The organism is Buttiauxella cochleicola (assembly GCF_021283185.1).
In the GTDB taxonomy this organism is placed as follows: domain Bacteria; phylum Pseudomonadota; class Gammaproteobacteria; order Enterobacterales; family Enterobacteriaceae; genus Buttiauxella; species Buttiauxella massiliensis.
In genome coordinates, this window is the sequence record NZ_JAJSOS010000004.1 from 256,255 (window position 1) to 282,420 (window position 26,166).

General features: G+C 48.5%; 22 protein-coding genes. 6 read left to right on the plus strand and 16 right to left on the minus strand.

Translation table 11 applies throughout. From position 1 onward, the window contains the following. The first annotated feature begins 11 nt into the window (after nucleotides 1-11). Complete coding sequence (gene pqqU / locus LVQ76_RS08350; protein WP_232921405.1) at nucleotides 12-2,141, plus strand: TonB-dependent receptor PqqU; 2,130 nt, start codon at nucleotides 12-14, stop codon at nucleotides 2,139-2,141. A gap of 56 nt (nucleotides 2,142-2,197) precedes the next feature. Here pqqU and tonB read toward each other — a convergent pair whose 3' ends face one another. From tonB to LVQ76_RS08390, 8 genes are all read right to left on the minus strand, one after another. Then, nucleotides 2,198-2,923: a TonB system transport protein TonB gene (gene tonB / locus LVQ76_RS08355; protein ID WP_232864433.1), complete on the minus strand. Its 726-nt coding sequence runs from the start codon at nucleotides 2,921-2,923 to the stop codon at nucleotides 2,198-2,200. A gap of 260 nt (nucleotides 2,924-3,183) precedes the next feature. After that, the gene (locus LVQ76_RS08360; RefSeq protein WP_232921406.1) at nucleotides 3,184-4,575 is read right to left on the minus strand and encodes a hypothetical protein; all 1,392 of its coding nucleotides are present in this window, start codon (nucleotides 4,573-4,575) and stop codon (nucleotides 3,184-3,186) included. Then, nucleotides 4,572-4,829 carry a PAAR domain-containing protein gene (locus LVQ76_RS08365; protein WP_232903702.1) on the minus strand — a complete coding sequence of 86 codons (258 nt, stop codon included), beginning with the start codon at nucleotides 4,827-4,829 and terminating at the stop codon, nucleotides 4,572-4,574. Before LVQ76_RS08365 ends, LVQ76_RS08360 begins: the two co-directional genes overlap by 4 nt. Nucleotides 4,830-4,840: 11 nt before the next feature. Continuing rightward, the gene (locus tag LVQ76_RS08370) at nucleotides 4,841-5,536 is read right to left on the minus strand and encodes a T6SS immunity protein Tli3 family protein (RefSeq protein WP_232921407.1); all 696 of its coding nucleotides are present in this window, start codon (nucleotides 5,534-5,536) and stop codon (nucleotides 4,841-4,843) included. After that, a complete protein-coding gene (locus tag LVQ76_RS08375) occupies nucleotides 5,533-6,240 on the minus strand; it encodes a T6SS immunity protein Tli3 family protein (RefSeq protein ID WP_232921408.1) in 708 nt (235 codons plus the stop codon). Before LVQ76_RS08375 ends, LVQ76_RS08370 begins: the two co-directional genes overlap by 4 nt. After that, nucleotides 6,237-6,944 (minus strand): sialidase family protein, encoded by a 708-nt coding sequence (locus tag LVQ76_RS08380; protein ID WP_232864428.1) that lies wholly within the window; start codon nucleotides 6,942-6,944, stop codon nucleotides 6,237-6,239. Before LVQ76_RS08380 ends, LVQ76_RS08375 begins: the two co-directional genes overlap by 4 nt. Before the next feature lie 9 nt (nucleotides 6,945-6,953). Further along, nucleotides 6,954-9,092, minus strand: a complete 2,139-nt coding sequence (locus LVQ76_RS08385; RefSeq protein ID WP_232921409.1) for a T6SS effector phospholipase Tle3 domain-containing protein — start codon at nucleotides 9,090-9,092, stop codon at nucleotides 6,954-6,956. After that, nucleotides 9,089-11,602: a type VI secretion system Vgr family protein gene (locus LVQ76_RS08390; RefSeq protein ID WP_232921410.1), complete on the minus strand. Its 2,514-nt coding sequence runs from the start codon at nucleotides 11,600-11,602 to the stop codon at nucleotides 9,089-9,091. The genes LVQ76_RS08385 and LVQ76_RS08390 overlap by 4 nt, the downstream gene beginning before the upstream one ends. A gap of 479 nt (nucleotides 11,603-12,081) precedes the next feature. Between LVQ76_RS08390 and LVQ76_RS08395 the strand changes: the two genes are divergently transcribed. Together LVQ76_RS08395 and LVQ76_RS08400 are read left to right on the plus strand one after the other, a co-directional pair. Further along, nucleotides 12,082-12,378, plus strand: coding sequence for a YciI family protein (locus LVQ76_RS08395; protein WP_034455828.1), 297 nt, complete (start codon nucleotides 12,082-12,084; stop codon nucleotides 12,376-12,378). Between the two features lie 42 nt (nucleotides 12,379-12,420). Next, entirely contained in the window at nucleotides 12,421-12,576 is a 156-nt protein-coding gene (locus tag LVQ76_RS08400) for a hypothetical protein (RefSeq protein WP_154150139.1), read from the plus strand. 93 nt (nucleotides 12,577-12,669) lie between these two features. Here LVQ76_RS08400 and LVQ76_RS08405 read toward each other — a convergent pair whose 3' ends face one another. Then, nucleotides 12,670-12,852, minus strand: a complete 183-nt coding sequence (locus LVQ76_RS08405) for a YciY family protein (RefSeq protein ID WP_072009405.1) — start codon at nucleotides 12,850-12,852, stop codon at nucleotides 12,670-12,672. A 257-nt stretch (nucleotides 12,853-13,109) separates the two neighbouring features. On the opposite strand from LVQ76_RS08405, the gene cls reads away from it, so the two are divergent. Together cls and LVQ76_RS08415 are read left to right on the plus strand one after the other, a co-directional pair. Continuing rightward, nucleotides 13,110-14,570 carry a cardiolipin synthase gene (cls, locus tag LVQ76_RS08410; RefSeq protein ID WP_151993295.1) on the plus strand — a complete coding sequence of 487 codons (1,461 nt, stop codon included), beginning with the start codon at nucleotides 13,110-13,112 and terminating at the stop codon, nucleotides 14,568-14,570. 37 nt (nucleotides 14,571-14,607) lie between these two features. Continuing rightward, a complete protein-coding gene (locus LVQ76_RS08415; protein WP_034455830.1) occupies nucleotides 14,608-14,937 on the plus strand; it encodes an HI1450 family dsDNA-mimic protein in 330 nt (109 codons plus the stop codon). A 28-nt stretch (nucleotides 14,938-14,965) separates the two neighbouring features. Here LVQ76_RS08415 and LVQ76_RS08420 read toward each other — a convergent pair whose 3' ends face one another. From LVQ76_RS08420 to LVQ76_RS08450, 7 genes are all read right to left on the minus strand, one after another. Beyond that, nucleotides 14,966-15,817, minus strand: coding sequence for an ion transporter (locus LVQ76_RS08420; protein WP_232903706.1), 852 nt, complete (start codon nucleotides 15,815-15,817; stop codon nucleotides 14,966-14,968). A gap of 49 nt (nucleotides 15,818-15,866) precedes the next feature. Beyond that, nucleotides 15,867-16,871, minus strand: a complete 1,005-nt coding sequence (oppF, locus tag LVQ76_RS08425; RefSeq protein ID WP_232864424.1) for a murein tripeptide/oligopeptide ABC transporter ATP binding protein OppF — start codon at nucleotides 16,869-16,871, stop codon at nucleotides 15,867-15,869. After that, on the minus strand, nucleotides 16,868-17,881 hold the full coding sequence (locus tag LVQ76_RS08430; RefSeq protein ID WP_232864423.1) for an ABC transporter ATP-binding protein: 1,014 nt from the start codon (nucleotides 17,879-17,881) through the stop codon (nucleotides 16,868-16,870). Before LVQ76_RS08430 ends, oppF begins: the two co-directional genes overlap by 4 nt. An 11-nt stretch (nucleotides 17,882-17,892) precedes the next feature. Further along, a complete protein-coding gene (oppC, locus tag LVQ76_RS08435; RefSeq protein WP_064518507.1) occupies nucleotides 17,893-18,801 on the minus strand; it encodes an oligopeptide ABC transporter permease OppC in 909 nt (302 codons plus the stop codon). A gap of 14 nt (nucleotides 18,802-18,815) precedes the next feature. Further along, entirely contained in the window at nucleotides 18,816-19,736 is a 921-nt protein-coding gene (gene oppB, locus LVQ76_RS08440) for an oligopeptide ABC transporter permease OppB (RefSeq protein ID WP_064518504.1), read from the minus strand. Nucleotides 19,737-19,951: 215 nt separating this feature from the next. Beyond that, the gene (gene oppA / locus LVQ76_RS08445; RefSeq protein WP_232864422.1) at nucleotides 19,952-21,586 is read right to left on the minus strand and encodes an oligopeptide ABC transporter substrate-binding protein OppA; all 1,635 of its coding nucleotides are present in this window, start codon (nucleotides 21,584-21,586) and stop codon (nucleotides 19,952-19,954) included. A 760-nt stretch (nucleotides 21,587-22,346) separates the two neighbouring features. Then, a complete protein-coding gene (locus tag LVQ76_RS08450) occupies nucleotides 22,347-22,994 on the minus strand; it encodes a YchE family NAAT transporter (protein WP_034455840.1) in 648 nt (215 codons plus the stop codon). 479 nt (nucleotides 22,995-23,473) lie between these two features. On the opposite strand from LVQ76_RS08450, the gene adhE reads away from it, so the two are divergent. Beyond that, the gene (gene adhE / locus LVQ76_RS08455; RefSeq protein WP_232903707.1) at nucleotides 23,474-26,158 is read left to right on the plus strand and encodes a bifunctional acetaldehyde-CoA/alcohol dehydrogenase; all 2,685 of its coding nucleotides are present in this window, start codon (nucleotides 23,474-23,476) and stop codon (nucleotides 26,156-26,158) included. Nucleotides 26,159-26,166: the final 8 nt, after the last annotated feature.

The window sequence follows — 26,166 nt, forward strand, 5'->3', positions numbered from 1 at the left end:
GAAAATGTCTGATGAAAATTGTGCACCATGGAAAGATCTCCCTGCCACTGATATTAGTCCCGGCCCTTTCGTCTTTTGCCCTTCCGGTACTTGCCGCCGAAGAGACGATGGTCGTTACCGCAACACAAGGCACGATTTCCGAGCTGGATACGCCAGCGGCAGTGAGTGTCGTCAATGGCGACGATATGCGCCAGGCGGCACCACGCGTTAATCTTTCAGAAAGCCTTAGCAGCGTACCGGGTTTGCAAGTTCAGAATCGCCAGAACTATGCGCAAGATTTACAGCTTTCGGTGCGCGGATTTGGTTCTCGCTCCACCTATGGTGTGCGCGGCATAAGAATGTATGTCGATGGTATTCCCGCTACCATGCCTGATGGCCAGGGCCAAACCTCGAATATCGATATTAACAGCGTAGAAAGTATTGAAGTGTTACGCGGCCCCTTCTCGGCACTTTATGGCAACGCATCGGGTGGCGTGATTAATGTCAGCACTACAACGGGTACACAGCCGCCAACTTTTGAAGCCAGCAGCTATTACGGCAGTTTCGGAAGCTGGCGTAACAGTATTAAAGCAACCGGCGCAATGGGTGATGGTACGCAGGCCGGCGATGTCGATTACGCCGTATCAGCTTCACGCTTTACTACTCATGGCTATCGCGACCACAGCAGCGCCCAAAAGAATCTCGGCAATGCCAAACTGGGTGTGCGTCTCAATGAAGCAAGCAAATTAACGTTGCTGCTCAATAGCGTAGATATAGATGCTAACGATCCTGGCGGGTTAACCGAGCAGGAATGGCGCAATGACCCGACTCAGGCCCCTCGTGCCGAACAGTACAATACCCGCAAGACCACTAAACAGACTCAGGCTGGCCTGCGCTACGACAGGCAGTTAACCGCCAATGATGATTTAAGTGTCATGACCTATGCAGGGGTGCGCGAAACTACGCAATATCAGTCAATTCCCGTGGCCCCTCAGTTAAACCCATTAAACCCAACACATCCAGGTGGCGTGATTGAACTTTCACGCCATTACCAAGGGATAGATTCTCGCTGGACACATCGAGGCAATCTTCTATCTGTGCCGGTAACGTTTACCACCGGGCTTGATTACGAAACCATGTCGGAAAAGCGCAAAGGGTATGAAAACTTTGTGGTAGAAAACGGCACCACCGCTTTAGGCGAAAAAGGCGACCTTCGCCGTGACGAACGTAACCTGATGTGGAACGTTGACCCCTATCTGCAAACTGCCTGGCAACTCACCGATAAACTCAGCCTCGATGCAGGTGTGCGTTTCAGCTCGGTCTGGTTCGACTCGAATGATCAGTACATTACCGGTAAAAATGGCGATGACAGCGGCGATGCGAGCTACCACAAATGGCTACCTGCCGCCGCGTTGAAATACGCCGTGACCGATGCCTGGAATATTTACACCTCGGCAGGCCGTGGTTTTGAAACGCCGACCATCAACGAACTCTCGTATCGTGATAACGGCCAGTCAGGTTTGAATTTTGGATTAAAACCGTCCACCAGCGATACCGTGGAAATCGGCAGTAAAACGCGCGTCGGCAATAATTTGTTTACTGCGGCACTCTTCCAGACAGATACCGATGATGAAATTGTTGCAGACCAAAGCAGTGGTGGGCGCACAACCTACAAAAACGCCGGTGAAACCCGCCGCCGTGGGGTGGAACTCTCTGCAGATAGCCAACTTGGCTACGACTGGCGCGTTAAAATGGCATGGACTTATCTCGATGCGACCTATCGCAGCAACGCATGCGGTGATGACAACTGCGAGGGTAATCGTATTCCGGGCATCGCGCGTAATATGGGATACGCTTCGCTTGAATACGCACCGCCAGAAGGGTTCTATGCTGGAGCCGACGTGCGTTATATGAGTGATATTCAGGCCAATGATGAAAATACTGCGAAAGCACCGACTTACACGGTCGCCACACTCAATAGCGGTTATAAACTGCGGATTCAAGAAAGCTGGTTATTGGATATTTGGGGACGCGTCGATAACCTGTTCGATCGCGAGTATGTCGGTTCCGTTATTGTTAACGAAAGTAATGGTCGCTACTACGAGCCCGCACCGGGGCGAAATTATGGTGTGGGGGTGAACCTGAGTTACACATTCTTATAAGCATAAAAAAACGGAACCCCGACAGGTTCCGTTTTTATTTGGTGCCGGGAGATGGATTACTCCATCGTCGCGCCGCCGTTAAGTTTAAACACCACGTTGACAATCATACCTTGCCCTGGCTTGCCGCTTTCATAGCGCCATTTTTTCATCGCCAGTTTCACTTCGCGTTCGAACATATTGGCAGGTGTCGCGGAAAGAATAGTCACATTGCTTACGCTACCATCTGCAGCAACATCAAACTTCACACGTACCTTGCCTTCAATGCGTAGTGCATGCGCACGCGCAGGATACTGTGGCGAATTACGGCTCAGCGCACGCGGCCCAGTGGCAACAGGTGCTGCTGAGGCAACAGGTGCAGTGTTTGCAACCGGTGCGGGACGTGCGGGTGCGGTGTTAGTTACCGGTGCGCTCGGACGCGGTTCAACCGGCCTTACTTCGCGCTTCGGCTCTTCAACCTTTTTCACCGGCTTCGGTTTTGGCTTAGGTTTTGGTTTCGGTTCTGGCTTATGAATGACAACTGGCGCCTCTTTCGGCGGCTCAGGGATCGGTTCAGGCTCAGGTTCGGCTACCGGCTCTGGCGGTGGCTGAACAACTTCAGGTTGCGGTGGTTCAAGCTCAGCCGGAGTCACCATGGTGATACTGATAGGCTGTGCAGGTGCTGGCAACTCAACAACCTGATGATGTACCGAGGTATAGAGAGCCGCCGCGACAATAGCACCATGAAGTACGACAGAGAGTGCGGTCGGCCACGGAAAGCGGCGGCGAGGTAAATCAAGGGTCATTGTATTTGAACTATTCGCTGAAAGTATCATTTGAAATTGTAGTGTTATTACGACTTTCAGAGATTGTACCGCAAATGAGAAGTGTTATCACCTATTTACGTTTCAGCAGCAAGTCCCTGATTTGAAATCAAGCTGAAACAAACCCAGATACGCAATACCCATTTCACGACAATTTAGCTATTCAAGTAGCAGCGCTTGGTTGCAAACAAGCTCACCGTCCACTTCATTTGCTGGCTGGATGAGTTCAAATACTCAAAGCTTTATTCGTCGAGCCCCCACATATCCCTGTATGCTTCGTTGCCTGCATGCCAGGTCGCCATGATCCCCATACTCAAAAATAAAGTCAGCAGGAATAATGCCCAAAATAATACTGACCAACCCGAAACATTAGCCATTGCTTCCGGTTTACCGAAGCCGCATATCCCAACGAACAACGATCCTGAAAGAAACATTCCAAATAATCCTCCGTATTGCCAAGGGTACATATAGTCCACATACCAGGATGACGAAGGTGCAGTAGTTAAACGTGATGACACAGCAGCTAAACCTAACTTGTTATTATCAGAAGCGGCAACAAGCTGATCGCCTTGGGAATATTTGACAGCATCAGCAGCCAACGCCAAGACTAACCATCGATAACCCGCCGTTTTTCCCCCGAAAGAAGTCTCTACATCCAGCCGACTCGCCACCAGCTTACGATCATCGAGTATTTGCATGAGTGGATATTTTTCGACCTTAGATAAAGCGGTGTACCAGAGCGTTTTGGGCGAACTTACTGGGGCTATGTACAAATACACGGGTATGACTGTTTCCACGTCTGTTACATCCGTAATTGGCCGATACAAGTACATCGGTTTCTCACCTTCCGTTTTGCCATATATATTAGTCAGCCAAAAAGCACTAGCGTTTTCCATCGATTTCGATTCACTTCCCTCGTCATGCATATCCACTATGACAAGCAGCCGGTTCGTCACATAGTTAGTGGAACTATCTATCCAGTTGGTGACCAGCGAGTAATCCGGGCAGTCTTGTAAATATTCAATTTTGTTTGATGCCAGCCCCAGGCGTTCAAATGTACGGCGCAGATCGTCACAACACGATTCATCACCTCCGCGAACCCACAATGTTGAATCAAAATTTCTGTAATGGGGTGTTTTTAGCTTTTCTGCAAGTGGGGCCAATAAGCGATTCAGCAGTAGTTCGGTGTGGGTAAACTCAAAATCATATTCGCGGGGAATCTTAATAGGTGTTTTTGGCGCTAGCGGAAACTCCCCTTCCAGTTTAAGCATGTTTAATGCTGGTTCATCCAGTGGAGTCAGCGTAGCCCAACCAGCAATAATGAGGTGCCGCCTGGCGTACTGCTTTAACTGCTCTTCCCGCTCTTTTGCAATCGCCACCCGAGTTTCCTCGTAGTGCTTCCTGGTACTGACAGGTATAAGAAAGAGAAACACTACGCACAACAGCACGAGCAGTGGAAAAACGACGGATTGAGTAAAAAAATATTCATCGACGTGTTTATCGCCCGGCCACGTCACTGCACGAACAGCAACACTGATGATAAGGACAAACAGGGCAATAATTACCGTCGCTAGTACTGGAAACTCTGATCGCTCAGGCTTTTTTTGCTCCTTAAATAACCACCAATTCATCATGCAGCTCCCGCAATCGTTAGTGTCGTTTTTATTACACAACCGCATTCAGCCTTACAACCATCCACCACAACGCCACGGTCGTGCATTGTCCATGACGGATGACATTCAGAAATGGCAAACACCCCTTTATGTTCTGGACACTCAACCTTATCGCCCTTCAGCGCGACAGATTTCCCCATAAAATCGGCCCCTGACGCGCTAATCACCTTCCCGCCACTCACCAGCGGGTCATTAAGACGGATAACTCCTTTCATTGCTTATATCCTTATCGCCCGGCGTTCATATCGCAGCGCATGTGGTCCCAGCCCGTATAGCCGTTCACTTCCGGCACCTTATCTGGTGGTTCCTGCCAGTTAGATTTAAATTGCTCCGTGGTTTGTTGCAGTCCCTGCTTAGTCATATACACCATACCCCAGGCCCAACCGGGGGATCGGGGATCTATGTGATGTACTGCACCATCTGATGCTGTGTAAGTGATTCCCGGCCCGCCAGCGCCAAGGCGTGGATCACCAAACGGTTTGGAGGACATATACAGCCGGTGTTTGGTCTGTAAAAAGCCCTGGTCGTTAACGACAGTGAAGGAAATCGCATCCTGGCTTGGCGCACGATTATCTCCGTTAGGTTCATTCCCTGATGGAGAAAATTGCGCAAGTTGCCAGGTTTCCCCATAGTCTTTAGAAACAGTAAAACCGCTAACATCCCAGCTTGTAATTGCAATATATTTTTCTGATGAATGGATAAACTTTCGCGTAAACAGGCGGTAAAACTGCGAATATGGTCGTGAGCGAATTCCTCGTTGCGTATCCGTGTACCAAAGCTCTCCCTCGCAGCCCCAGCCTTTTAGCTCCAGATAGCGATGGTCATCAAACCGATAAACCACCTGCGTCGGCGGCTCTTTGGACTGGCATCCGGCAATCAGTAAACCAGCGACAGCAGCAAGACCTGCTTTAAATCCTCTCATTGTTTATCCTTACGCCCCAAATCCATATCGCAGCCCATGTGGTCCCAGCCCGTATAGCCTTTAATATCGGGTATCTGGTCCGGTAAATTCTGGTAATTAGTCTCATGACTAATGACTTTTCCTTGTAATCCCTCTTTAGTGAAATACACCATCCCCCATTTCCACCCGGGCGAACGGGGATCAATCCTTTGAATGGTTCCGTCATCAAGCGTGTAAGTGATACCAGGGCCACCATCGACCACTCGTGGATCATCAAACGGTTTGGAGGACATATACAGCCGGTGCTTGGTCTGTAAAAAGCCCTGGTCGTTGACGACAGTGAAGGAAAGAACGTCATCGTAAGGTGGGGACGAATCCCCATTCGGCTCATTTTCACCTGGGGAGAACATCATGGGGTACCAGGTTTGCCCGTAATCCTTCGAAACGATTGACGCTGCAGAATCCCAAGTAGGTAAAGCGATATAACGTTCGGAAGGATGAACGAATTTTTTGGTAAAAATACGGTAAAACTGTTTTACGGGTTCAGTGTGAATACCTCGCTGGCTATCCGTGTACCAGAGTTCACCCTCGCAGCCCCAGCCTTTCAGCTCCAGATAGCGATATTCATCAAACCGGTAAACCACCTGCGTCGGCGGCTCTTTGGCCTGGCATCCGACAATCAGTAAAACAGCGACAGCAGCAAGTCCTGCTTTAAATCCTTTCATTGTTTATCCTTACGCCCCAAATCCATATCGCAGCGCATGTGGTCCCAGCCCGTATAGCCTTTAATATCGGGTATCTGGTCCGGTAAATTCTGGTAATTAGTCTCATGACTAATGACTTTTCCTTGTAATCCCTCTTTAGTGAAATACACCATCCCCCATTTCCACCCAGGCGAACGGGGATCAATCCTTTGAATGGTTCCGTCATCAAGCGTGTAAGTGATACCAGGGCCACCATCGACCACTCGTGGATCATCAAACGGTTTGGAGGACATATACAGTCGGTGTTTTGTTTGTAAAAAGCCCTGGTCGTTAACGACAGTGAAGGAAATCACATCCTGGCTTGGCGCACGATTATCTCCGTTAGGTTCATTCCCTGATGGAGAAAATTGCGCAAGGTGCCAGGTTTCACCATAGTCTTTAGAAACTGTAAAACCGCTAACATCCCAGCTTGTAATTGCAATATATTTTTCTGATGAATGGACAAACTTTCGCGTAAACAGGCGGTAAAACTGCGAATATGGTCGTGAGCGAATTCCTCGTTGCGTATCCGTGTACCAAAGTTCTCCCTCGCAGCCCCAGCCTTTCAGCTCCAGATAGCGATGGTCATCAAACCGGTAAACCACCTGTGTCGGCGGCTCTTTGGACTGGCATCCGGCAATCAGTAAAACAGCGACAGCAGCAAGTCCTGCTTTAAATCCTTTCATTGTTTATCCTCAAGCCAACTGGCTGTCGCTCATCGGTTTTGGCATAGCCCATTGCAGATTCGGTGTTTCCTGATTCCCGGCAGCCAGATCACGGGAAGGTTGAATCGTTGTGGGATTGTTAAACCGGTTTTCAACACCAAAATCCCCTTTAGGTAAAATATCATCGGGATTATTCATATAAAATTTGGTTTCTGGCTCGGGCAGTTTCCCTATCAGGTAGTATTTTTTTGCTTGAGGATTTTTATTCAGCGGGTCGCGCCAGTCAGCGCGGTGCAGTAGGTCCTCCCAGAATTTACCGGCTTTATAGTCAAATGCTTTGCACTGGCCTAGTGCCAGGTCAAAAGCCATCGCGTGAGATGGGGCAAGTTCGCTCATGACGATAGATGAGTGCTGGCTGTACCCTACCGGATCGGTTTTTTGCCATTCCGCCTGCAACTCTTCCGGCGTTTTCAGCCAGGTTAGGGTGACATTCTGAAAGTCTTTTGTTCCCGTAACGACACCGCGAATCACTTCATGTTTGCGGCCAACACTTTCCACCTTCAGCTCTTCAGGCGTCAGAACGTGACTGGGCCGCCAGTTGAGACTCTGATAATGGCTAACAGAATACGTGGCTGAGTCAGTACGTTTAACGGCATAGGCTTTTGCCGAATAGGAGATGTAGGCATCCGGGCTGTCTGGGTCGACATAGGCTTCATAAGGTGTATCCCACGTTGCTGGATCGTCGTCTTTTTTGTTTCTCTCGCCTTGCAGCTCAAAAATAAACGGCTCCGGCAGTTCTTCACCATTGATCACCACATCGCTATAGGAATAACCAGCGTTCATGACTGGAGTGGTGCTGAAATCGCCTTTATTTTTCTGGCTCATTTTGAACGGCTCCGTTTCCAGCCGTCCTACCCAGCGATGCTGGCAAAAACCGCGTTGACGGAGATTAGGCATGTTTTTGGCTATATCATTCGGAATACCACGCCAACCAACCCCCTGAATATTTTGTAACGACACCGTGCCATCCTGAGGGCAGAAGTAGTTATAAACTTTGCCGTTGTTATCACGGCGGTACTTCATATCTTTTCGTAGCGGATTATCTGACGGTTTACGCAGCGTACAGCTGGCCTCCATCTCCAGCATAGCGCCATCTGACAGCTCCCCGCCTTTGTACTGTGTCGCCATCAGTGCGCAGAAATTTTTAAACGTTTTCTGCCGCGCAAAAGCCGTCTGGTGATGACCCGGCTGGGCGTCTTCACTCAAGCGAGCTTCAAGAGAGTACGGTGAATGATTCAGGATGGTGCAATTGACCGGATCATAGCCGGCCTGCTTAACCAGCATATTTGCCAGCATGGTGATGATCGTACCCTGACTATGTGCCACGACGTTAATCACATCATTCTTAGTAACATCTTCACCACGGATCTGAATTATCAAATCTGCCAGACGCTGGGCGGCAAAAAACTGATAAATACGGTGCGGATTAGGGAAAATTGGATGGGTATAATCTCCTCCGTTCATATGCAGCGTGCCAAACCCGGCAACAGTTAACGCCACACCTCCGGCTCCCGGCCCCAACATATCGGGGATGTTGGTTGTCGCGTTCGCAAACGTCCCGCCATTTTTTGCAAAATTTGCATCCAGGGCGTTTTTGAAATTGTCGTTCTGGTACTTAAACGGGCTACTGCCATCGTTGCCCAATGCGGCTTTGTTCTTTTCGTTATCTTCCTGATAAGCGTCATATGGAAGATGGGCCGCGTCTGAAACTTTATCAATTTCTTCGCGGTAACGTTGCTGGTCAGCACGATAGTCTGCATGCGTCACCGGCTTATAACCCCAGTAGAATGGAATGACCGGAGATCGACCTGATTCAGAGACTTTCTTCTGTGCTTCTTCGTTATGCATCATGATGAAATCACGCCAGCTATGTGCATGAAAATCATTACGACCCAGGCGCTTACTTAGCCCTGCAATAATGCCTTTCTCCTGGTTTTGGTACGCTTCGCCAACATCATTAACGCCATGAATTAAAATCACAATACACGGCATCGGGCGTGGTACACCCACACGACAGGTCTGAGCCACTTCCCCCAGGTTTTTGTGTACCGGAATATCTCCCTGGGAAACTACCCGTGGGGCAAATGGGCTGTTTTTTGTCTCCGTCATTCCATTAACTCCAGCTTGTAGGTATCAAGATCATCCGCATCAAGCAGTGGGGAATAACCGTTGCTATCAGTGACGCCCTCCACCACCTGACCAGACGAGCTGGATAATTTAAATTTTCTGTTTGCAAGGACCTGGTCTGCATCGTCGCTCGCATGCAACTGATAACGCTGCTTAAATGCGCCTTTATTAAATGAAGGGGATTGTACCTGGGCACTTTCCGCACCGTCGTATTTCAGGTTAGGCGCTTTAAGTTCAATGCCCGTAGGCGAGAATATTGTCACTAACCCGCTCGGACTGACCCGAATCCCTCCACCTGCGCAAACAAACTGCAGCCCCTGTTTGGCACTACCGTTCAATTTCCCGGCCTTACTGACCATGGTGAAATCCTGCTCAGAAAGCATATGCATAGCACCGCGCTGGGCTTGGGTGTTGATGTCCCCTGCGCCAGCAATCAACTGGATACCGAGTTTGCGGACAAACAATGAAAGCTTTTCACCCACGGCCAGCGAGAATTTCTTCACTACGTTCACACTTGCGTTATTTCCCGCAGTCGCTATCAAATCTTTTCCAGCCGATAACTGCAGGCTCTGTGGCGTGACGTGTGCCATGCCTTCCCCGGCATAAGTCAGAATACCTGGAGCTGAGAGCTGGTTCAGCGTCTGACTTAGCGCATTTTGTTGCTCGGTATCCACATTACTGGCTCCTGCTGTATTGGCGCTTTGCTGTAACGTCATTGCCACTTTCAAAGCAGCTTCCAGCTGTGCAATAGCGGCGTTCATATCCAGTTGTTGACCCAAGGCTCGGGGTTGTTTTTCGGTGGTAATCATCACCCCTTTTGCAGCACGCAATGTCATCCAGCTATCGGTGCGCGCCTCCAGACCTTCTCCACGTTTTTTCCCGTCGGCATCGACAAGGTGACCAACGCTAAGTTGCCCTTTGCTATATTCAGTGGAAATCTTGATATGTTGCTGATTGCGCCGGTCTTCAAGGCGAATTTTGTTCAGCCCAGCGGTGCGGATCACGTTGCGGGTATCATTGCGATTTGTCACCAGGTCCGGGCGACTTCCGTCATGCATGACGTGAGCGATAAATGGCCTGTCCGGGTCGCCACCTTCAAAAGCTACGGCCACTTCAGTCCCCTCAAGCAGTGGGAAGTGAAAACCATAGGTGTCACCGGCATACGGCCGTGCAAGGCGCACCAGAGCACTTTCAAAACCATCCCGCTTTTCATCCAGATCAAAATCAAACTGCACACGGTAACGGCCTTGAGCATCCACTCCGGCATATGTTTTATCGGAAGTCATGGCGGCCACTTTCGCGGGTACCGTTCCTGCAATCACTGGGCGAGAAATAAGTTCTGGGCGGAAATTGTAAATATGAAAATAAGGAATGCCTGTCAGGTCTGCGCAATAATGTTCTGCCCGGCTGCCCCTTATCGTCATGGCTGTTATGAGGAGTCCAGGTTTAAATCCATCGGGAATAGGGCCAGATATGTTGAACATGATGCCAGGCTGGGGTACAGGATCATTAGTTTTGGCCCCAAGAATACACTGCTCATTCAGTAGACGCTCATAACGAAGGCGAGCATAAAAGTTAGCTGTTTCAGCCTCTTTACCGTAAGAATCCCCTTTTTCCAAATAATGATCTGCGTAATGATATTCCTGCCCGTTATTTATACCGGCAGGCGTACTCTGTGTTGCGATGGTTTTATTTACCTGAGGTGATTGAGGGGCACGATAATTATATGTACGCACCAGTACACTTTGAGGGATTATCTTGTGCTGCTCTTCAAGATCCGTGACATATTCTTCATGGCTTGTCGTGCCAGAATCGCGAATATATGGTGTTTGTTTGTCGCTGAAAATATAACGTGCCGCAGAGTCACCAAAGATAGTGACCGTTTCCTTTTGCACTTTGTCGTGATTTTCAATGCGGAACCAGATACCCACCTCTGCAAGAAGTCGCTGGATAAACTGCAAGTCGTTTTCTTTCCACTGAATAACCATTTCACGCCGCGGATAATCGTGACTCAGCTTATCGAAATCGATGTTGAAACCTTCAAAAAAACCACTGTTTTTCATCACCAGCGTAACGAGATCTGGCACAGTTATATTCATATAAACAGCCGAACGATGATTTTGACTCAATAGTACTAATTCATGCTCCAGTACGCATTCGTACAGTGCCTCATCGGCTGAGGAACTGATACGTGATAAACGAGTGATTACGCCATTAATTTGTCGCACCAGCAACCAGTTAGATTCTCCGTGCCATTTTGCTATTGGGTTCGGAGCACGCAGTATAAATTCAGCCTTCTGATTGAGCACCGTATCAATAGAAATGTTTTGTTCTGAGGTTGTAAAACGGATGATATATCGATAAGGCTGGCTTAATGCTTCATTCGCTGTGAAAGAATTCACATCGGGTATAACACTCTCGTTACAGTGAAAATACAATAAATAGCGGTTTATAGTATCTTGCTGTTGAGCCGTTTCGGATAGCCCTGCCATAGCCAAAATCCTTTTAATTAAATCGAATTTGTATGAAACAATATTTTTCGCCTTCCTTCAATTAAAATACCCTTCCATAGTGACATATAAGACATTACAAGCTACTGCCTATTCACGAGAAAAATAAAAAATACAAACTCATATAAAATATAAATATCATCTCTGACAAAGATTATAATTAAACTCTATTAAAAAAATGAGTAACTGCCCATTGCACATCATGTGTATTAGTTAGATTATTATTAGTATTGTATATACTCTTCAAAAAAATTTGATACCCCAACCATCTGGACTGCTCGCTGACACGACCAACAAAGTATCGGCTATCATTTTGGTAAGTTTTAGCCAGATGGTGATTCCTGCTGAATTAACACCCACAATGTAACATCTTGTTAGCGCGCAATTGATTTCAAGTTGCAGTCTTAGCGCCATTCACTTACCGTGTTTTACAAACCTCATATCTATAAGGAGTGCTGCACGTGCTGTATGTCATTTATGCGGAAGATAATGCCGACTCTCTCGAAAAACGCACGGCTGTGCGCCCTGCCCACCTGGCCCGTCTACAACTTTTACGCGATGAAGGTCGCCTGTTAACTGCCGGGCCTATGCCTGCCGTCGACAGTAATGACCCTGGTGCTGCTGGTTTTACCGGTTCAACGGTGATTGCTGAGTTTGCATCTCTAGAAGATGCCCAAGCCTGGGCTGAAGCAGATCCTTATATTGCGGCGGGTGTCTATAAACAGGTAGCAATCAAGCCATTCAAGAAGGTATTCTGATTCAACTATTCGTACGGTGAATGAAGTTATCAGGAAATTTTTATGGATTTGTTTGATGAGTCTTATGAGCGCCACAAGCAATCTGTGGGTAATCAGGAAGCACGCTGGAACGCCTGGCTTGCCAAACATCCTTTGGTGATTGTCGCGGCGGCATCGGTCACAGTGCTGATTATTTTACTGGCAATGCATTTCTCGTAAGACCGAAGTTTCAGAAGATTTTGAAGATTTTGAAGATTTTGAAGATTTTGAAGATTTTGAAGATACTGGGCACCGCAAGCGGTGCCCTTTTCTTTACGACGCCCATTGATCGTGAATGGCAAACAGCAAGGAGTTACGCTGGCGGTTTGTCTGGCACTTTCTGATGGCGTGAATGCGCATATTACGGCGTGACTGACCTTCCAGCCAACGCGATCTGCGCCGTTGTGTCTGACGCAGCATACGCCAACGTCCGACCTCAGTTCTACTACGCCTCATTTTTACGACTCAGGTTGCATGTAAGACGCGCCATTATAGTGTCTTCTTCACGCCAGACCAGACGTTTTACGATTATACCCGTCATACTTCAAGTTGTTGGTGCGTTGGCTACTCGCCTTCACCCCAGTCACATAGTTATCTATGCTCCTGGGGACTCACGCGTTTGCCGCCTTCCTACAACTCGAATTATTTGGGTATTGTTTTATGGCGGTTATGCGTAAACTCAAAACATACGGTTTCTAAAGGATTTTTGAACTATGACAACCTTCTATACAGTCGTTAGTTGGCTGATAATTTTAGGTTACTGGCTATTAATTGCCGGCGTGACGCTCCGCATTTTAATGAAACGTCGCGCAGTTCCTTCTGCCATGGCTTGGCTTCTGATTATTTATATTCTTCCTCTGGTAGGGATAATCGCCTACCTCTCGTTTGGTGAGTTGCATCTGGGCAAGCGTCGTGCCGAACGTGCACGTGCTATGTGGCCATCAACCGCAAAATGGCTAAACGATCTTAAAAGCTGCAAACATATTTTTGCCGAAGAAAACAGCGAAGTCGCGACATCGTTATTCCAGTTATGTGAACGTCGCCAGGGGATTGGTGGCGTTAAAGGCAACCAGCTACAACTACTCACGACCTCTGATGAAACGATGCATGCGTTGATTCGCGATATCCAGCTGGCGCGTCATAATATCGAGATGGTGTTTTATATCTGGCAGCCAGGAGGGTTAGCAGACCAAGTGGCTGAATCACTGATGGCTGCGGCGCGTCGTGGGATCCACTGCCGGTTAATGCTGGACTCAGCCGGTAGCGTCGCCTTCTTCCGCAGCCCGTGGGCAAATATGATGCGTAACGCCGGCGTGGAAGTCGTTGAAGCGCTCAAAGTTAATTTGATGCGTGTGTTCTTGCGCCGCATGGATTTACGCCAGCACCGCAAAATGGTGATGATCGATAATTACATCGCTTATACCGGCAGTATGAATCTCGTCGACCCACGCTTCTTTAAACAAGATGCAGGCGTTGGGCAATGGGTTGATTTAATGGCTCGTATGGAAGGCCCGGTCGCGACAGCTATGGGAATTGTCTATTCCTGTGACTGGGAAATCGAAACCGGTAAGCGCATTTTACCCCCTGCCCCAGACGCCAATATTATGCCGTTTGAAGAAGCCAGCGGTCATACCATTCACACGATTGCTTCAGGCCCAGGTTTCCCGGAAGATTTGATTCACCAGGCGTTGTTGACGTCAGTTTATGCGGCACGTGAATACCTGATTATGACGACCCCCTATTTTGTGCCGAGCGACGATTTGCTTCACGCGATTTGTACTGCGGCACAACGTGGCGTGGACGTCAGTATTATTGTGCCACGCAAGAACGACTCATTACTGGTGGGTTGGGCAAGCCGGGCATTCTTTACCGAATTGCTGGAAGCTGGCGTGAAGATTTACCAGTTCGAAGGCGGCCTACTGCATACCAAGAGCGTACTGGTCGATGGGCAACTCAGTCTGGTGGGTACGGTTAATCTGGATATGCGTAGTCTTTGGCTCAATTTCGAGATAACCCTGGTTATCGACGACTCCGGTTTTGCCAGCGACCTTGCCGCCGTACAGGACGATTATATCTCCCGCTCACGGCTAGTTGATCTACGCTTGTGGTTGAAACGTCCAATGTGGCAACGTGTGGTAGAGCGACTGTTTTACTTCTTTAGCCCGTTACTGTAAAACGTGGCGCATCAGTACTTAATAAGTGGAACCAGACATGGAAATGGATCTGAACAACCGCCTGACAGAAGATGAAACTCTCGAGCAGGCTTACGATATTTTTCTGGAGCTGGCGGTTGATAACCTCGACCCGGCAGATGTGATTTTATTTAACCTGCAATTTGAAGAGCGTGGCGGTGCCGAGCTTTTTGACCCCGCTGAAGACTGGCAGGAACATGTAGATTTCGACCTGAACCCTGACTTCTTTGCCGAAGTAGTGATTGGCCTTGCCGACACAGACGGTGGTGAAATCAACGATATCTTTGCTCGTGTGCTGCTGTGCCGCGAAAAAGATCACAAGCTCTGCCATATCCTCTGGCGCGAGTGATGTTTTTTAGCGCGGCACTGCTGCCGCGCTACTCTTCTTTCCCTATTAGCGGTAATCGCCCACCACACGACTTACAATATTGAGCGTTAGTCTCATGATCTTGCTGGTGACATAACGGGCATTTTCGCTCCAGCCTTTTGCGTTGTAATTCCGTCGTCATTTGCGCGGTCAAAATCCCGGTTGGGATAGCAATCACCGAGTAGCCAATCAAGATAAGCAATGAAGCCACTAACCTTCCTAACGGGGTATGAGGCGTAATATCGCCGTAACCTACTGTCGCAACCGTCACCACTGCCCAATAAACCGAAACACCAAGACTCGTAAAGCCGTTAACGGCCCCTTCAATTCCATACATTAATGCGCCAGCCGTGACTAATACGATGGCGATAAATGAATAGAATAGAATTAATTGATGCCGGGAGTTAACCACCGCACGCCATAAACTATTAAGCGCCGGCATTAAGCGCAGTAATTTCAGGATGCGTAAAACGCGAATTGCCCGCATGGCGCGCCAGGCAAAGAAATAGTGTATTGCCAGCTCCGGCCATAGCCACAAAACATACAGCGGCAAGATCGTCGCAAGATCGATAAATCCCCAGAAACTGAACACATAGCGCACCGGATCGGGCCAGACAAGCACGCGCAATACGTATTCAAGGGTAAAGACCAGGGTAAAACCAATTTCGATGGCGATAAACATCCGCCACTGATCTGGTGTGAAAGTGACTTGATTGCCGATGCTGGATTCAATAAAAACAGTGATGACACTAAGCAGCGCCAGTAAACCCCAGAATGCTTCACAGCGGCGCCCTGCGCGGGTTCGTTGGTCAAATAAAACGTGGTAACAACGTAGTCTTAAAGAACTCTTATTCCCTGTCACGAAAACCTCGCCTGTAAAAAAGGGCTGGCGTAATGCCAGCCCTGCGAGATTATAACGGGTCAACCTTCAGACAGGAAACGGCATGCTTGAAACTGCCTTCCAGAACCGGGCGAGTTTTCGCACATTCTGGGCCTGCAATCGGGCAGCGCGTACGGAATACGCAGCCTGACGGCGGGTTAATTGGTGATGGCAACTCCCCTTCAAGAAGTTGTATCGTTTTATTTCTCTCCAGATCCGGGTCAGGAATCGGCACCGCAGACATCAATGCTTTGGTATAAGGGTGCAGCGGGTTGTGGTACACCTCATCATAGGTGCCCAACTCAACAGCATGGCCCAGATACATCACCAGAACGCGGTCAGAGATGTGTTTTACCACTGCTAAATCGTGCGCGATGAAGATAAGGGAAAGCCCCATTTCACGTTGCAGTTTTTGCAGCAGGTTCACAACCTGAGCCTGGATTGATACGTCGAGCGCTGAAACCGGTTCGTCACAGATAATCAGTTTTGGCTCAAGGATCAAAGCACGGGCAATCCCGATCCTCTGGCACTGGCCACCTGAAAACTCGTGCGGGTAGCGGTTGATGAGGTTTGGCAGCAAGCCTACTTTCATCATCATCGCTTTTACACGGTCACGAACTTCCTGGCGCGGCATTTTTGGGTGATACGTGCGCAGTGGCTCAGCGATAATATCGCCGATATTCATACGCGGGTTGAGCGACGCCAGCGGGTCCTGGAAAATCATCTGGATGTCGCTACGCACATCGCGCCACTCGTCCTGATTCATGCCCAGCAAATCTTTACCCAGCCATGCCACGCGGCCTTCAGTGGCTTTCACCAGACCGATAATCGCACGAGCAAATGTTGATTTTCCGCAGCCAGATTCCCCGACCACACCCAGCGTTTCGCCTTCGTATAAACGCAGCGTCACGCCATCAACCGCTTTCAGGGTTTTAGAGGGTTGCCAGAACCACTGCTTGCCGTCTTTGATATCAAAGTGAACTTTCAGGTCAGCGATTTCTAAGAGGACTTTTTTCTCTTGCGTCACGGCGTTCATACTAACTCCTCCACTGGCTTAAAGCAGGCGCGTAAGCGGCCTTCACCAAATTGTTCCAGCGGCGGTGCTGTATTGCAGATTTCCATCGCATGTGGGCAACGCGGCTGGAACGGACAACCCTTCGGCAAACGCAACAGGTTTGGCGGGTTGCCAGGAATAGTCAGCAGTGATTCACCTTCAGCATCCAGACGCGGTACCGCATTTAGCAGACCGATAGAATACGGGTGAACCGGGTTGTAAAACACATCCCGCGCCTGACCATACTCCATAGTACGGCCAGCATACATCACCAGTACTTTGTCGCAGATCCCGGCAACAACACCCAGATCGTGGGTGATCATGATAATAGCGGTGTTGAACTCACGCTTAAGTTCATTCAACAGCGTCATGATTTGTGCCTGAACAGTTACGTCCAGTGCTGTCGTTGGTTCATCGGCAATCAGCAGTTTTGGACGGCACAGTAACGCCATGGCAATCATTACGCGCTGGCGCATACCGCCGGAAAACTCATGCGGGAACATGCGCATGCGTTTACGTGCTTCAGGCATTTTCACCGCATCGAGCATACGAACAGATTCTTCAAACGCTTCCGCTTTACCCAATTTTTTGTGCAACATCAGCACTTCCATCAACTGCTCGCCTACACGCATGTAAGGGTTCAGTGAGGTCATTGGGTCCTGGAAGATCATCGAAATCTGTTCTGCACGCAGACGGTTAAGCTGGCTTTCTGGAAGATTCAGAATCTCTTTACCATTAAACTTCGCTGAGCCACCAATACGGCCGTTCGCCGCCAGCAAACCCATCAAAGCAAAAGCCGTTTGCGATTTACCGGAACCGGACTCGCCCACAATACCCAGTGTTTCACCGGCTTTCAGGCTGAAATTCAGATCGTTTACCGCAGTAACATCACCGTCTGGCGTTCCGAAGGTGACGCGCAGATCTTTTACGTCTAACAACGTAGAAGTCTGGCTCAGTGGAGTAACCACCGCAGGATTTTCAATTGTGCTCATCGCGGCACTCCTTAACGATCTTTCGGGTCGAGGGCATCACGCAGGCCATCGCCGATAAAGTTGAAACAGAACAGAGTGATAACCAGGAAGCCTGCCGGGAACATCAGCAACCATGGGGAAACTTCCATGGAGTTGGCACCATCGCTCAACAATGCACCCCAGCTACTTAATGGCTCTTGTGTACCCAGACCCAGGAAGCTCAGGAAAGATTCGAACAGGATCATGCTTGGCACCAGCAGCGAAGCATAAACCACCACCACGCCGAGCACGTTCGGCACAATATGACGAACTACAATGTTAACGGTAGAAACACCGCCAACCTGGGCTGCTTCAATGAACTCTTTACGTTTCAGGCTCAGCGTCTGGCCACGCACGATACGCGCCATATCCAGCCAGGAAACCATGCCGATTGCGACAAAAATCAGCAGGATGTTTTGCCCGAAGAATGTCACCAGCAAAATTACGAAGAACATGAATGGGAAGGAGTTGAGGATCTCAAGCAGACGCATCATCACAGAGTCGGTTTTGCCACCCAGATAACCCGCAAGCGAGCCATACAATGTGCCAACTACTACCGCGACCAGTGCCGCTGCAACACCAACCATCAACGAGATACGACCACCGATTGCGACACGAACCAGCAGGTCACGGCCCGAGGAGTCCGTCCCGAAATAGTGACCTGAGGTCATATCCGGTGCAGCCGACATCATTCCCCAATCGGTATCAAAATAGCTAAATTGCGACAGCATCGGCGCGAAGGTCACGAACAGCGCGATAAGTGCCAGGACAATCAAACTCGCTACCGCTGCACGGTTATGCATAAAGCGGCGACGGGCGTCTTGCCAAAGGCTACGGCCTTCTACTTCTAGTTTTTCACTGAAGTTTTCCAGCGCCTCGCTGTTTTTATTACTCAACATCATGGCGTACTCCAGCGTCAGTAACGGATTTTCGGATCGATAACGGCATACAGCACATCAACAATCGCGTTAAAGAGAATAGTCAGCGCGCCAACCAGAATGGTCAGGCTCAGAACCAATGAATAGTCACGGTTCAACGCTCCGTTTACGAACAACTGGCCGATACCCGGTAATCCGTAAATGGTTTCAATAACCATCGAGCCTGTGATGATACCGACAAATGCCGGGCCCAAATATGACAGAACGGGTAGCAGTGCAGGTTTCAACGCGTGGCGCAAAATAATGCGGCGCATCGGTAAACCTTTCGCACGTGCGGTACGGATAAAGTTTGAGTGCAGAACTTCAATCATGGAGCCACGAGTGATACGCGCGATACTGGCAATATAAGCCAAAGACAACGCGACCATTGGCAGGATCATGTATTGAATGGCCCCTCCGTTCCACCCGCCTCCGGGCAACCACTTGAGGGTTATCGCAAATATCAGAACCAGTAATGGCGCAACCACGAAGCTCGGGATAACTACCCCGGTCATGGCTATCCCCATTACGGCGTAATCCCATTTGGTATTTTGATTCAGTGCGGCAATAACCCCAGCGAAAACCCCTAAAACAACGGCAAAGATAAATGCAGCAGCACCCAATTTTGCCGAGACTGGGAAGCTTGAGGCCACCAGGTCGTTCACTGAATAATCTTTATATTTAAATGACGGGCCAAAATCACCGTGAGCCAGTTGTTTCAGATAACTGAAATACTGGGTCGAGATCGGATCGTTTAAATGGTATTTGGCTTCAATGTTCGCCATAACTTCCGGCGGCAGTGCGCGTTCGCTGGTAAAAGGGCTACCTGGCGCAAGGCGCATCATGAAGAATGAAATTGTTATAAGAATAAATAGTGTCGGAATTGCTTCCAGACAACGACGCAGAATAAATTTCAACATTGCCCGTACCTTCTGGCTGTGCCTTTAGAGTGCGATAAAATAAGACACGATGGGGCAAGCTCTACCCTTTTATCTTAAATAATTCACGTTGCAGGAAGGCGACAAGCTCATGAACCCCCAGGAACATAGAAAACTATGTGACTGGGGTGAATGAGCGCAGTTAACGCACCTGCAGCGTGAAGTATGAGGGATAAAACCTGCCCCACGAATTGCCATTAATGTTTGATGATATACATATCTTTAGTATAGATATTATCCATCGGGTCTTTACCGGTATAACCGCCAACCCATGGTTTCACCAGACGGGCATTCACGTAGTAATAAACCGGAACGATTGCAGAATCTTTGCCCAATTGCTGTTCCGCTTTATCGTATGCAGCAGCGCGTTGTGCATCATCAGTCGCTTTCAGCGATTCCGCCATAATGGCGTCAAAGGCTGGGCTCTTATAATGCGCGGTGTTCATTGAGCTTGAAGACAGCATTGTGTTCAGGAAGGAAGTCGGTTCGTTGTAATCCGCACACCAGCCAGCACGTGCAACGTTGTAGTTACCCTGGTGACGCGTATCGAGGAAGGTTTTCCACTCCTGGTTTACCAACTTAACGTTCACACCGAGGTTTTTCTGCCAGATAGAAGCAGCTGCGATAGCCAGTTTCTTGTGCAGATCGGAGGTGTTGTACAACAGGTCGAAGGTCAGCGGTTTATCTTTGGTGTAACCCGCTTCAGCCAGCAACTTCTTAGCTTCTTCGTTACGTTTTTCCTGAGTCCATGAGAACCACTCAGGTTTAGTCAGTTTTGCACCGTCAGTATAAGGAGGGGTATAGCCATATGCTGGCAGATCGCCCTGCGCCTTCACTTTATTAACGATAATGTCACGATCCAGACCCAGTTTCAGAGCGGTACGGACACGCGCATCGTTAAATGGAGCTTTCTGGTTGTTAATTTCGTAGTAGTAAGTACACAGATATGGGTCAACGTGTACTTCAGCTGGAATTTCTTTTTTCAGTTTCTGGAACAGCTCGATTGGCAGGTTGTTATACGTCATGTCAATCTCGCCGCTGCGATAGCGGTTCACATCCGTGACTTCGGAAGAGATTGGCAGATAGGTGATTTGCGAAATAACGGTTTTCGCGTTATCCCAATAATTAGTATTACGCTCCATTACGATGCGTTCGTTAACAACCCAGTCTTTCAGTTTATAAGCACCGTTGCTCACGATGTTTGCAGGTTGGGTCCACTTCTCACCAAACTTCTCAATGGCGGTTTTGTTCACCGGGGACATCGCCGGGTTAACCAGAAGTTTGTAGAAGTAAGGAACAGGCTCGCTCAAAGTGACTTCCAGAGTGTGGTCGTCAATGGCTTTTACGCCCAGTTCACTTGGTTTCATTTTGCCGTCGATGATGGCATCAACGTTTACGATATGGCCGTATTGCGGGTAGCTTGCGTATGGGGAAGCAGTATTTGGATCAACCAGACGCTGCCAGCTATAAACGAAATCTTGCGCTGTGACTGGCTCGCCGTTAGACCATTTCGCATCTTTACGCAGATGGAAGGTCCAGACTTTGAAATCTTTATTATCCCAGGACTCTGCTACTCCCGGAATTGGGTGACCGTCTTTTGGAGAAGTAATCAATAAACCTTCAAACAGATCACGGCTGACGTTTGACTCAGGAACACCTTCAATCTTATTTGGGTCCAGAGACTGTGGTTCAGCACCGTTATTTCGGATCAACGTCTGCTTTTCTGACAGTTGAACACCTGCAGGAACTTCGGCCGCCATGGCCACATTGCCTACGATTAGCGCGGATAAAATGCTTGCTGCTACCAGACTTTTTTTTGTGATGATGGACATTGTGTTGATACTCCACTCATTATAATTACCGACCCGAAAGCCAGCCTCTTCCCCTTAGGGTTCCTTAACAGCGCAAGAGCGTTATGCGACTGTCCGGATTAACTTCTGTATTACTTGCTATCACCGACTTTATTTTTTGGGACGCTCTTATTGGCACCCTGTTCCGTCGATTCTTAATCAACCCACCCTGTACTCAGGTTGATTTTTATGAGTCATCTGTAAATGAAACATTTCTCAGATAATTGTGTTGCCCGGAAAGTATCAAAAGCCTTTGACGCTCGCCAATACAATTTGCAAATTTGTTAACCATTTCTCTTTTATCTATGTGGAGACTGGTTCGTAACGATGCTTTTGCCGTGCAAAACACTCGGTTAACTCTTTAAAAATAAAAGAGATACCGGTGACCAAAAAGATGGATTTCACGCAGACTGATGGCACTCAGCTGTCATTCACGAAAAAATAACAATTGGTTGTTTTTTAGCACATTCATCTACTGGATAGCATGATTTACTAATATCATCTCAATAAAGCGGCAGCAAGCATCATTGTGTAGTGTGAGTTAAATAACGAACTGATTGTCAGTTTTATGTACAGCGGGGAAAAGTGAAGGTTGTTAATACGCGGTTTCCAAAGCATTTTCTTATGAATAATTTTCTTATGAAAACTAAAAAAATGCTTATGCTTTAATCGCATTGGTAAAAAATTAACAAAAAAAAGCAGAATGGCTATTCTGCTTTTTCATATGCCGGTTTCAGCAGAACTAACTTAATAACCCTGGGAAGATCGTTTTCAGGCCAGTCACTATAAATTCGATACCCAGCGCCATCAACAACAACCCCATAATACGGGTGATAACGTTGATGCCGGTTTGCCCCAACAAACGGACTAACCACGGGGCAAGGCGGAAAACCAACCAGCAACAAAAAGCAAAGAGTGCAATAGCGATTGAAAAACCAACCAAATAATTCCAGCTATGGTAACGCGTGCCCCATACAATAGTCGAACTGATTGCACCGGGACCTGCCATTAAAGGCAATGCTAATGGCACAACACCCACACTTTCACGGATAGCGCTTTCTGATTTTTCTTGTTTGTTCTGTTTATCTTCTCCGAGCTTACCGCTGATCATCGACATCGCTATGGTGACCACCAGGATACCGCCAGCAATGCGGAAAGAATCAATTGATATGCCAAATAATTGCAGAATACCGTCACCGAGGAACAACGACGTCCATAAAATAATCGCTACCGACAAGTTGGCGGTAAGGTTTGTTTTATTCCTGGCCAACGCCGTTTGGTAGCTGGTCATACTGATGAATACAGGAATGATCCCCACTGGGTTTACCAGCGCGAACAAGCCAATAAAGAACTTAAAATAGGTAGGCAAATCGAACAAGGATTGAGCCACTCAAAACTCCGCGAATGAACGTAGCAAAGGCCGGCGTAATGTAATGGAAAACAGGTGCTGGCGCCACGCACTTTCGCAGCATAGATAACTACTTTTATTAGCAAATGCGATATTAAACGATATTGTTACCCACTTGTTGAAAATATGGTAATTTGTTTTATCTTTGCTGTGACTAAAATTTTAAAGACTTATCAGTTACCTGAATCCTCCCTGCTGAATGGAGTCAGCCTTAAAATATTGTGATTTATATCACAAAAAACCTACTCAGAAGTGAGTACTCTTGATGCATCTGAAGAGCAAATGATTCAGAAGATGAATAGGTTTTTTTAGGTAGGCTCTTTTAGTAAATCAGCAAGATGTTTTGGGAAGTTTTTGGATAGTCGTGGCTCGTGTCTTACGCAAGCTGTTGCCCGCTGACTATACTGTCGTCTCGAGCAGCTCATTTACTAAAAGAGTTTAAACATTATCAGGAGAGCATTATGGCTGTAACTAATGTCGCTGAACTTAACGCACTTGTAGAGCGCGTCAAGAAAGCCCAGCGTGAATATGCCAACTTTACTCAAGAGCAAGTTGATAAAATCTTCCGCGCCGCCGCTCTGGCTGCTGCAGATGCTCGAATCCCTCTCGCGAAACTGGCCGTTGCTGAATCTGGCATGGGTATCGTTGAAGATAAAGTGATCAAAAACCACTTTGCTTCAGAGTATATCTACAACGCCTATAAAGATGAGAAAACCTGCGGTGTGTTGGATGAAGACCACACCTTCGGGACTATCACCATCGCTGAGCCAATCGGTATTATCTGCGGTATCGTGCCAACGACTAACCCAACTTCAACGGCTATCTTTAAGTCTCTGATCAGCCTGAAGACTCGTAACGCGATCATCTTCTCTCCACACCCACGTGCAAAAGACGCGACCAACAAAGCAGCAGACATCGTTCTGCAAGCTGCGATCGCTGCTGGTGCACCTAAAGATCTGATCGGTTGGATTGACCAGCCATCTGTCGAACTGTCTAACGCTCTGATGCACCACCCAGATATCAACATGATTCTGGCAACTGGTGGCCCAGGCATGGTTAAAGCAGCATACAGCTCCGGTAAACCAGCAATCGGCGTAGGCGCAGGTAACACCCCTGTTGTTGTTGACGAAACTGCCGACATCAAACGTGTTGTTGCTTCTATCCTGATGTCTAAAACCTTCGATAACGGCGTAATCTGTGCTTCCGAGCAATCAGTTATCGTTGTTGACTCTGCTTACAACGCAGTGCGCGAACGTTTTGCATCCCACGGCGGCTACATGCTGCAGGGTAAAGAGCTGAAAGCTGTTCAGGATATCATCCTGAAAAACGGCGCACTGAACGCAGCTATCGTTGGTCAGCCAGCAACTAAAATTGCTGAACTGGCAGGCTTCACAGTACCGGCTGACACCAAGATCCTGATTGGTGAAGTAAGTGTTGTTGACGAATCTGAGCCATTCGCTCACGAAAAACTGTCTCCAACTCTGGCTATGTACCGTGCTAAGAGCTTCGAAGATGCAGTTGTTAAAGCTGAGAAACTGGTGGAGATGGGCGGCATCGGCCACACCTCTTGCCTGTACACAGACCAGGACAACCAGCCAGAGCGCGTTAAGCACTTCGGCGACAAAATGAAAACTGCACGTATCCTGATCAACACCCCTGCTTCTCAGGGTGGTATCGGTGACCTGTACAACTTCAAACTCGCGCCTTCCCTGACTCTGGGTTGTGGCTCATGGGGTGGTAACTCTATCTCTGAGAACGTGGGTCCTAAGCACCTGATCAACAAGAAAACCGTTGCTAAGCGAGCTGAGAACATGTTGTGGCATAAACTTCCGAAATCTATCTACTTCCGCCGTGGCTCCCTGCCAATCGCGCTGGACGAAGTGATTACTGATGGTCACAAACGTGCGATGATCGTTACCGACCGTTTCCTGTTCAACAACGGTTATGCAGACCAGATCACTTCTGTTCTGAAAGCAGCTGGCGTTGAAACTGAAGTATTCTTCGAAGTAGAAGCTGATCCAACTCTGTCCGTAGTACGTAAAGGTGCAGAACTGGCGAACTCCTTCAAACCAGACGTGATTATCGCGCTGGGTGGTGGTTCACCGATGGATGCTGCGAAAATCATGTGGGTTATGTACGAGCACCCAGAAACTCACTTCGAAGAACTGGCTCTGCGCTTCATGGACATCCGTAAGCGTATCTACAAGTTCCCGAAAATGGGCGTAAAAGCGAAAATGATCGCGGTTACCACCACTTCCGGTACTGGTTCAGAAGTGACTCCGTTTGCTGTTGTAACTGATGATGCTACTGGTCAGAAATACCCACTGGCTGACTACGCTCTGACTCCAGATATGGCGATTGTTGATGCCAACTTGGTCATGGACATGCCTAAGTCCCTGTGTGCATTCGGTGGTCTTGATGCCGTAACTCACGCACTGGAAGCTTATGTTTCTGTTCTGGCGAGCGAGTTCTCTGACGGCCAGGCTCTGCAAGCACTGAAACTGCTGAAAGAAAACCTGCCAGCATCTTACAACGAAGGCTCTAAAAACCCAGTTGCTCGTGAGCGTGTACACAACGCTGCGACCATCGCGGGTATCGCGTTTGCGAACGCCTTCCTGGGTGTGTGTCACTCAATGGCTCACAAACTGGGTTCTCAGTTCCACATTCCTCACGGTCTGGCGAACGCCCTGTTGATCTCCAACGTTATCCGTTATAACGCGAACGACAACCCAACTAAGCAGACTGCATTCAGCCAGTATGACCGCCCACAAGCGCGTCGTCGTTATGCTGAAATCGCAGACCATCTGGGTCTGAGCGCACCGGGCGACCGTACTGCTGCTAAGATTGAGAAACTGCTGGCATGGCTTGACAGCATCAAGGCTGAACTGGGTATTCCTAAGTCCATCCGCGAAGCTGGTGTTCAGGAAGCTGACTTCCTGGCTCACGTTGACAAACTGTCTGAAGATGCGTTCGATGACCAGTGTACCGGTGCTAACCCACGTTACCCACTGATCTCTGAACTGAAACAAATTCTGATGGATACCTTCTACGGTCGTGAATTCTCCGAAGAAGGCAACGAAGCAGCACAGGCTAAAACAGCAGCTCCTGCCGCGAAAGCTGACAAGAAAGCGAAGAAAACCGCTTAATTGTAATA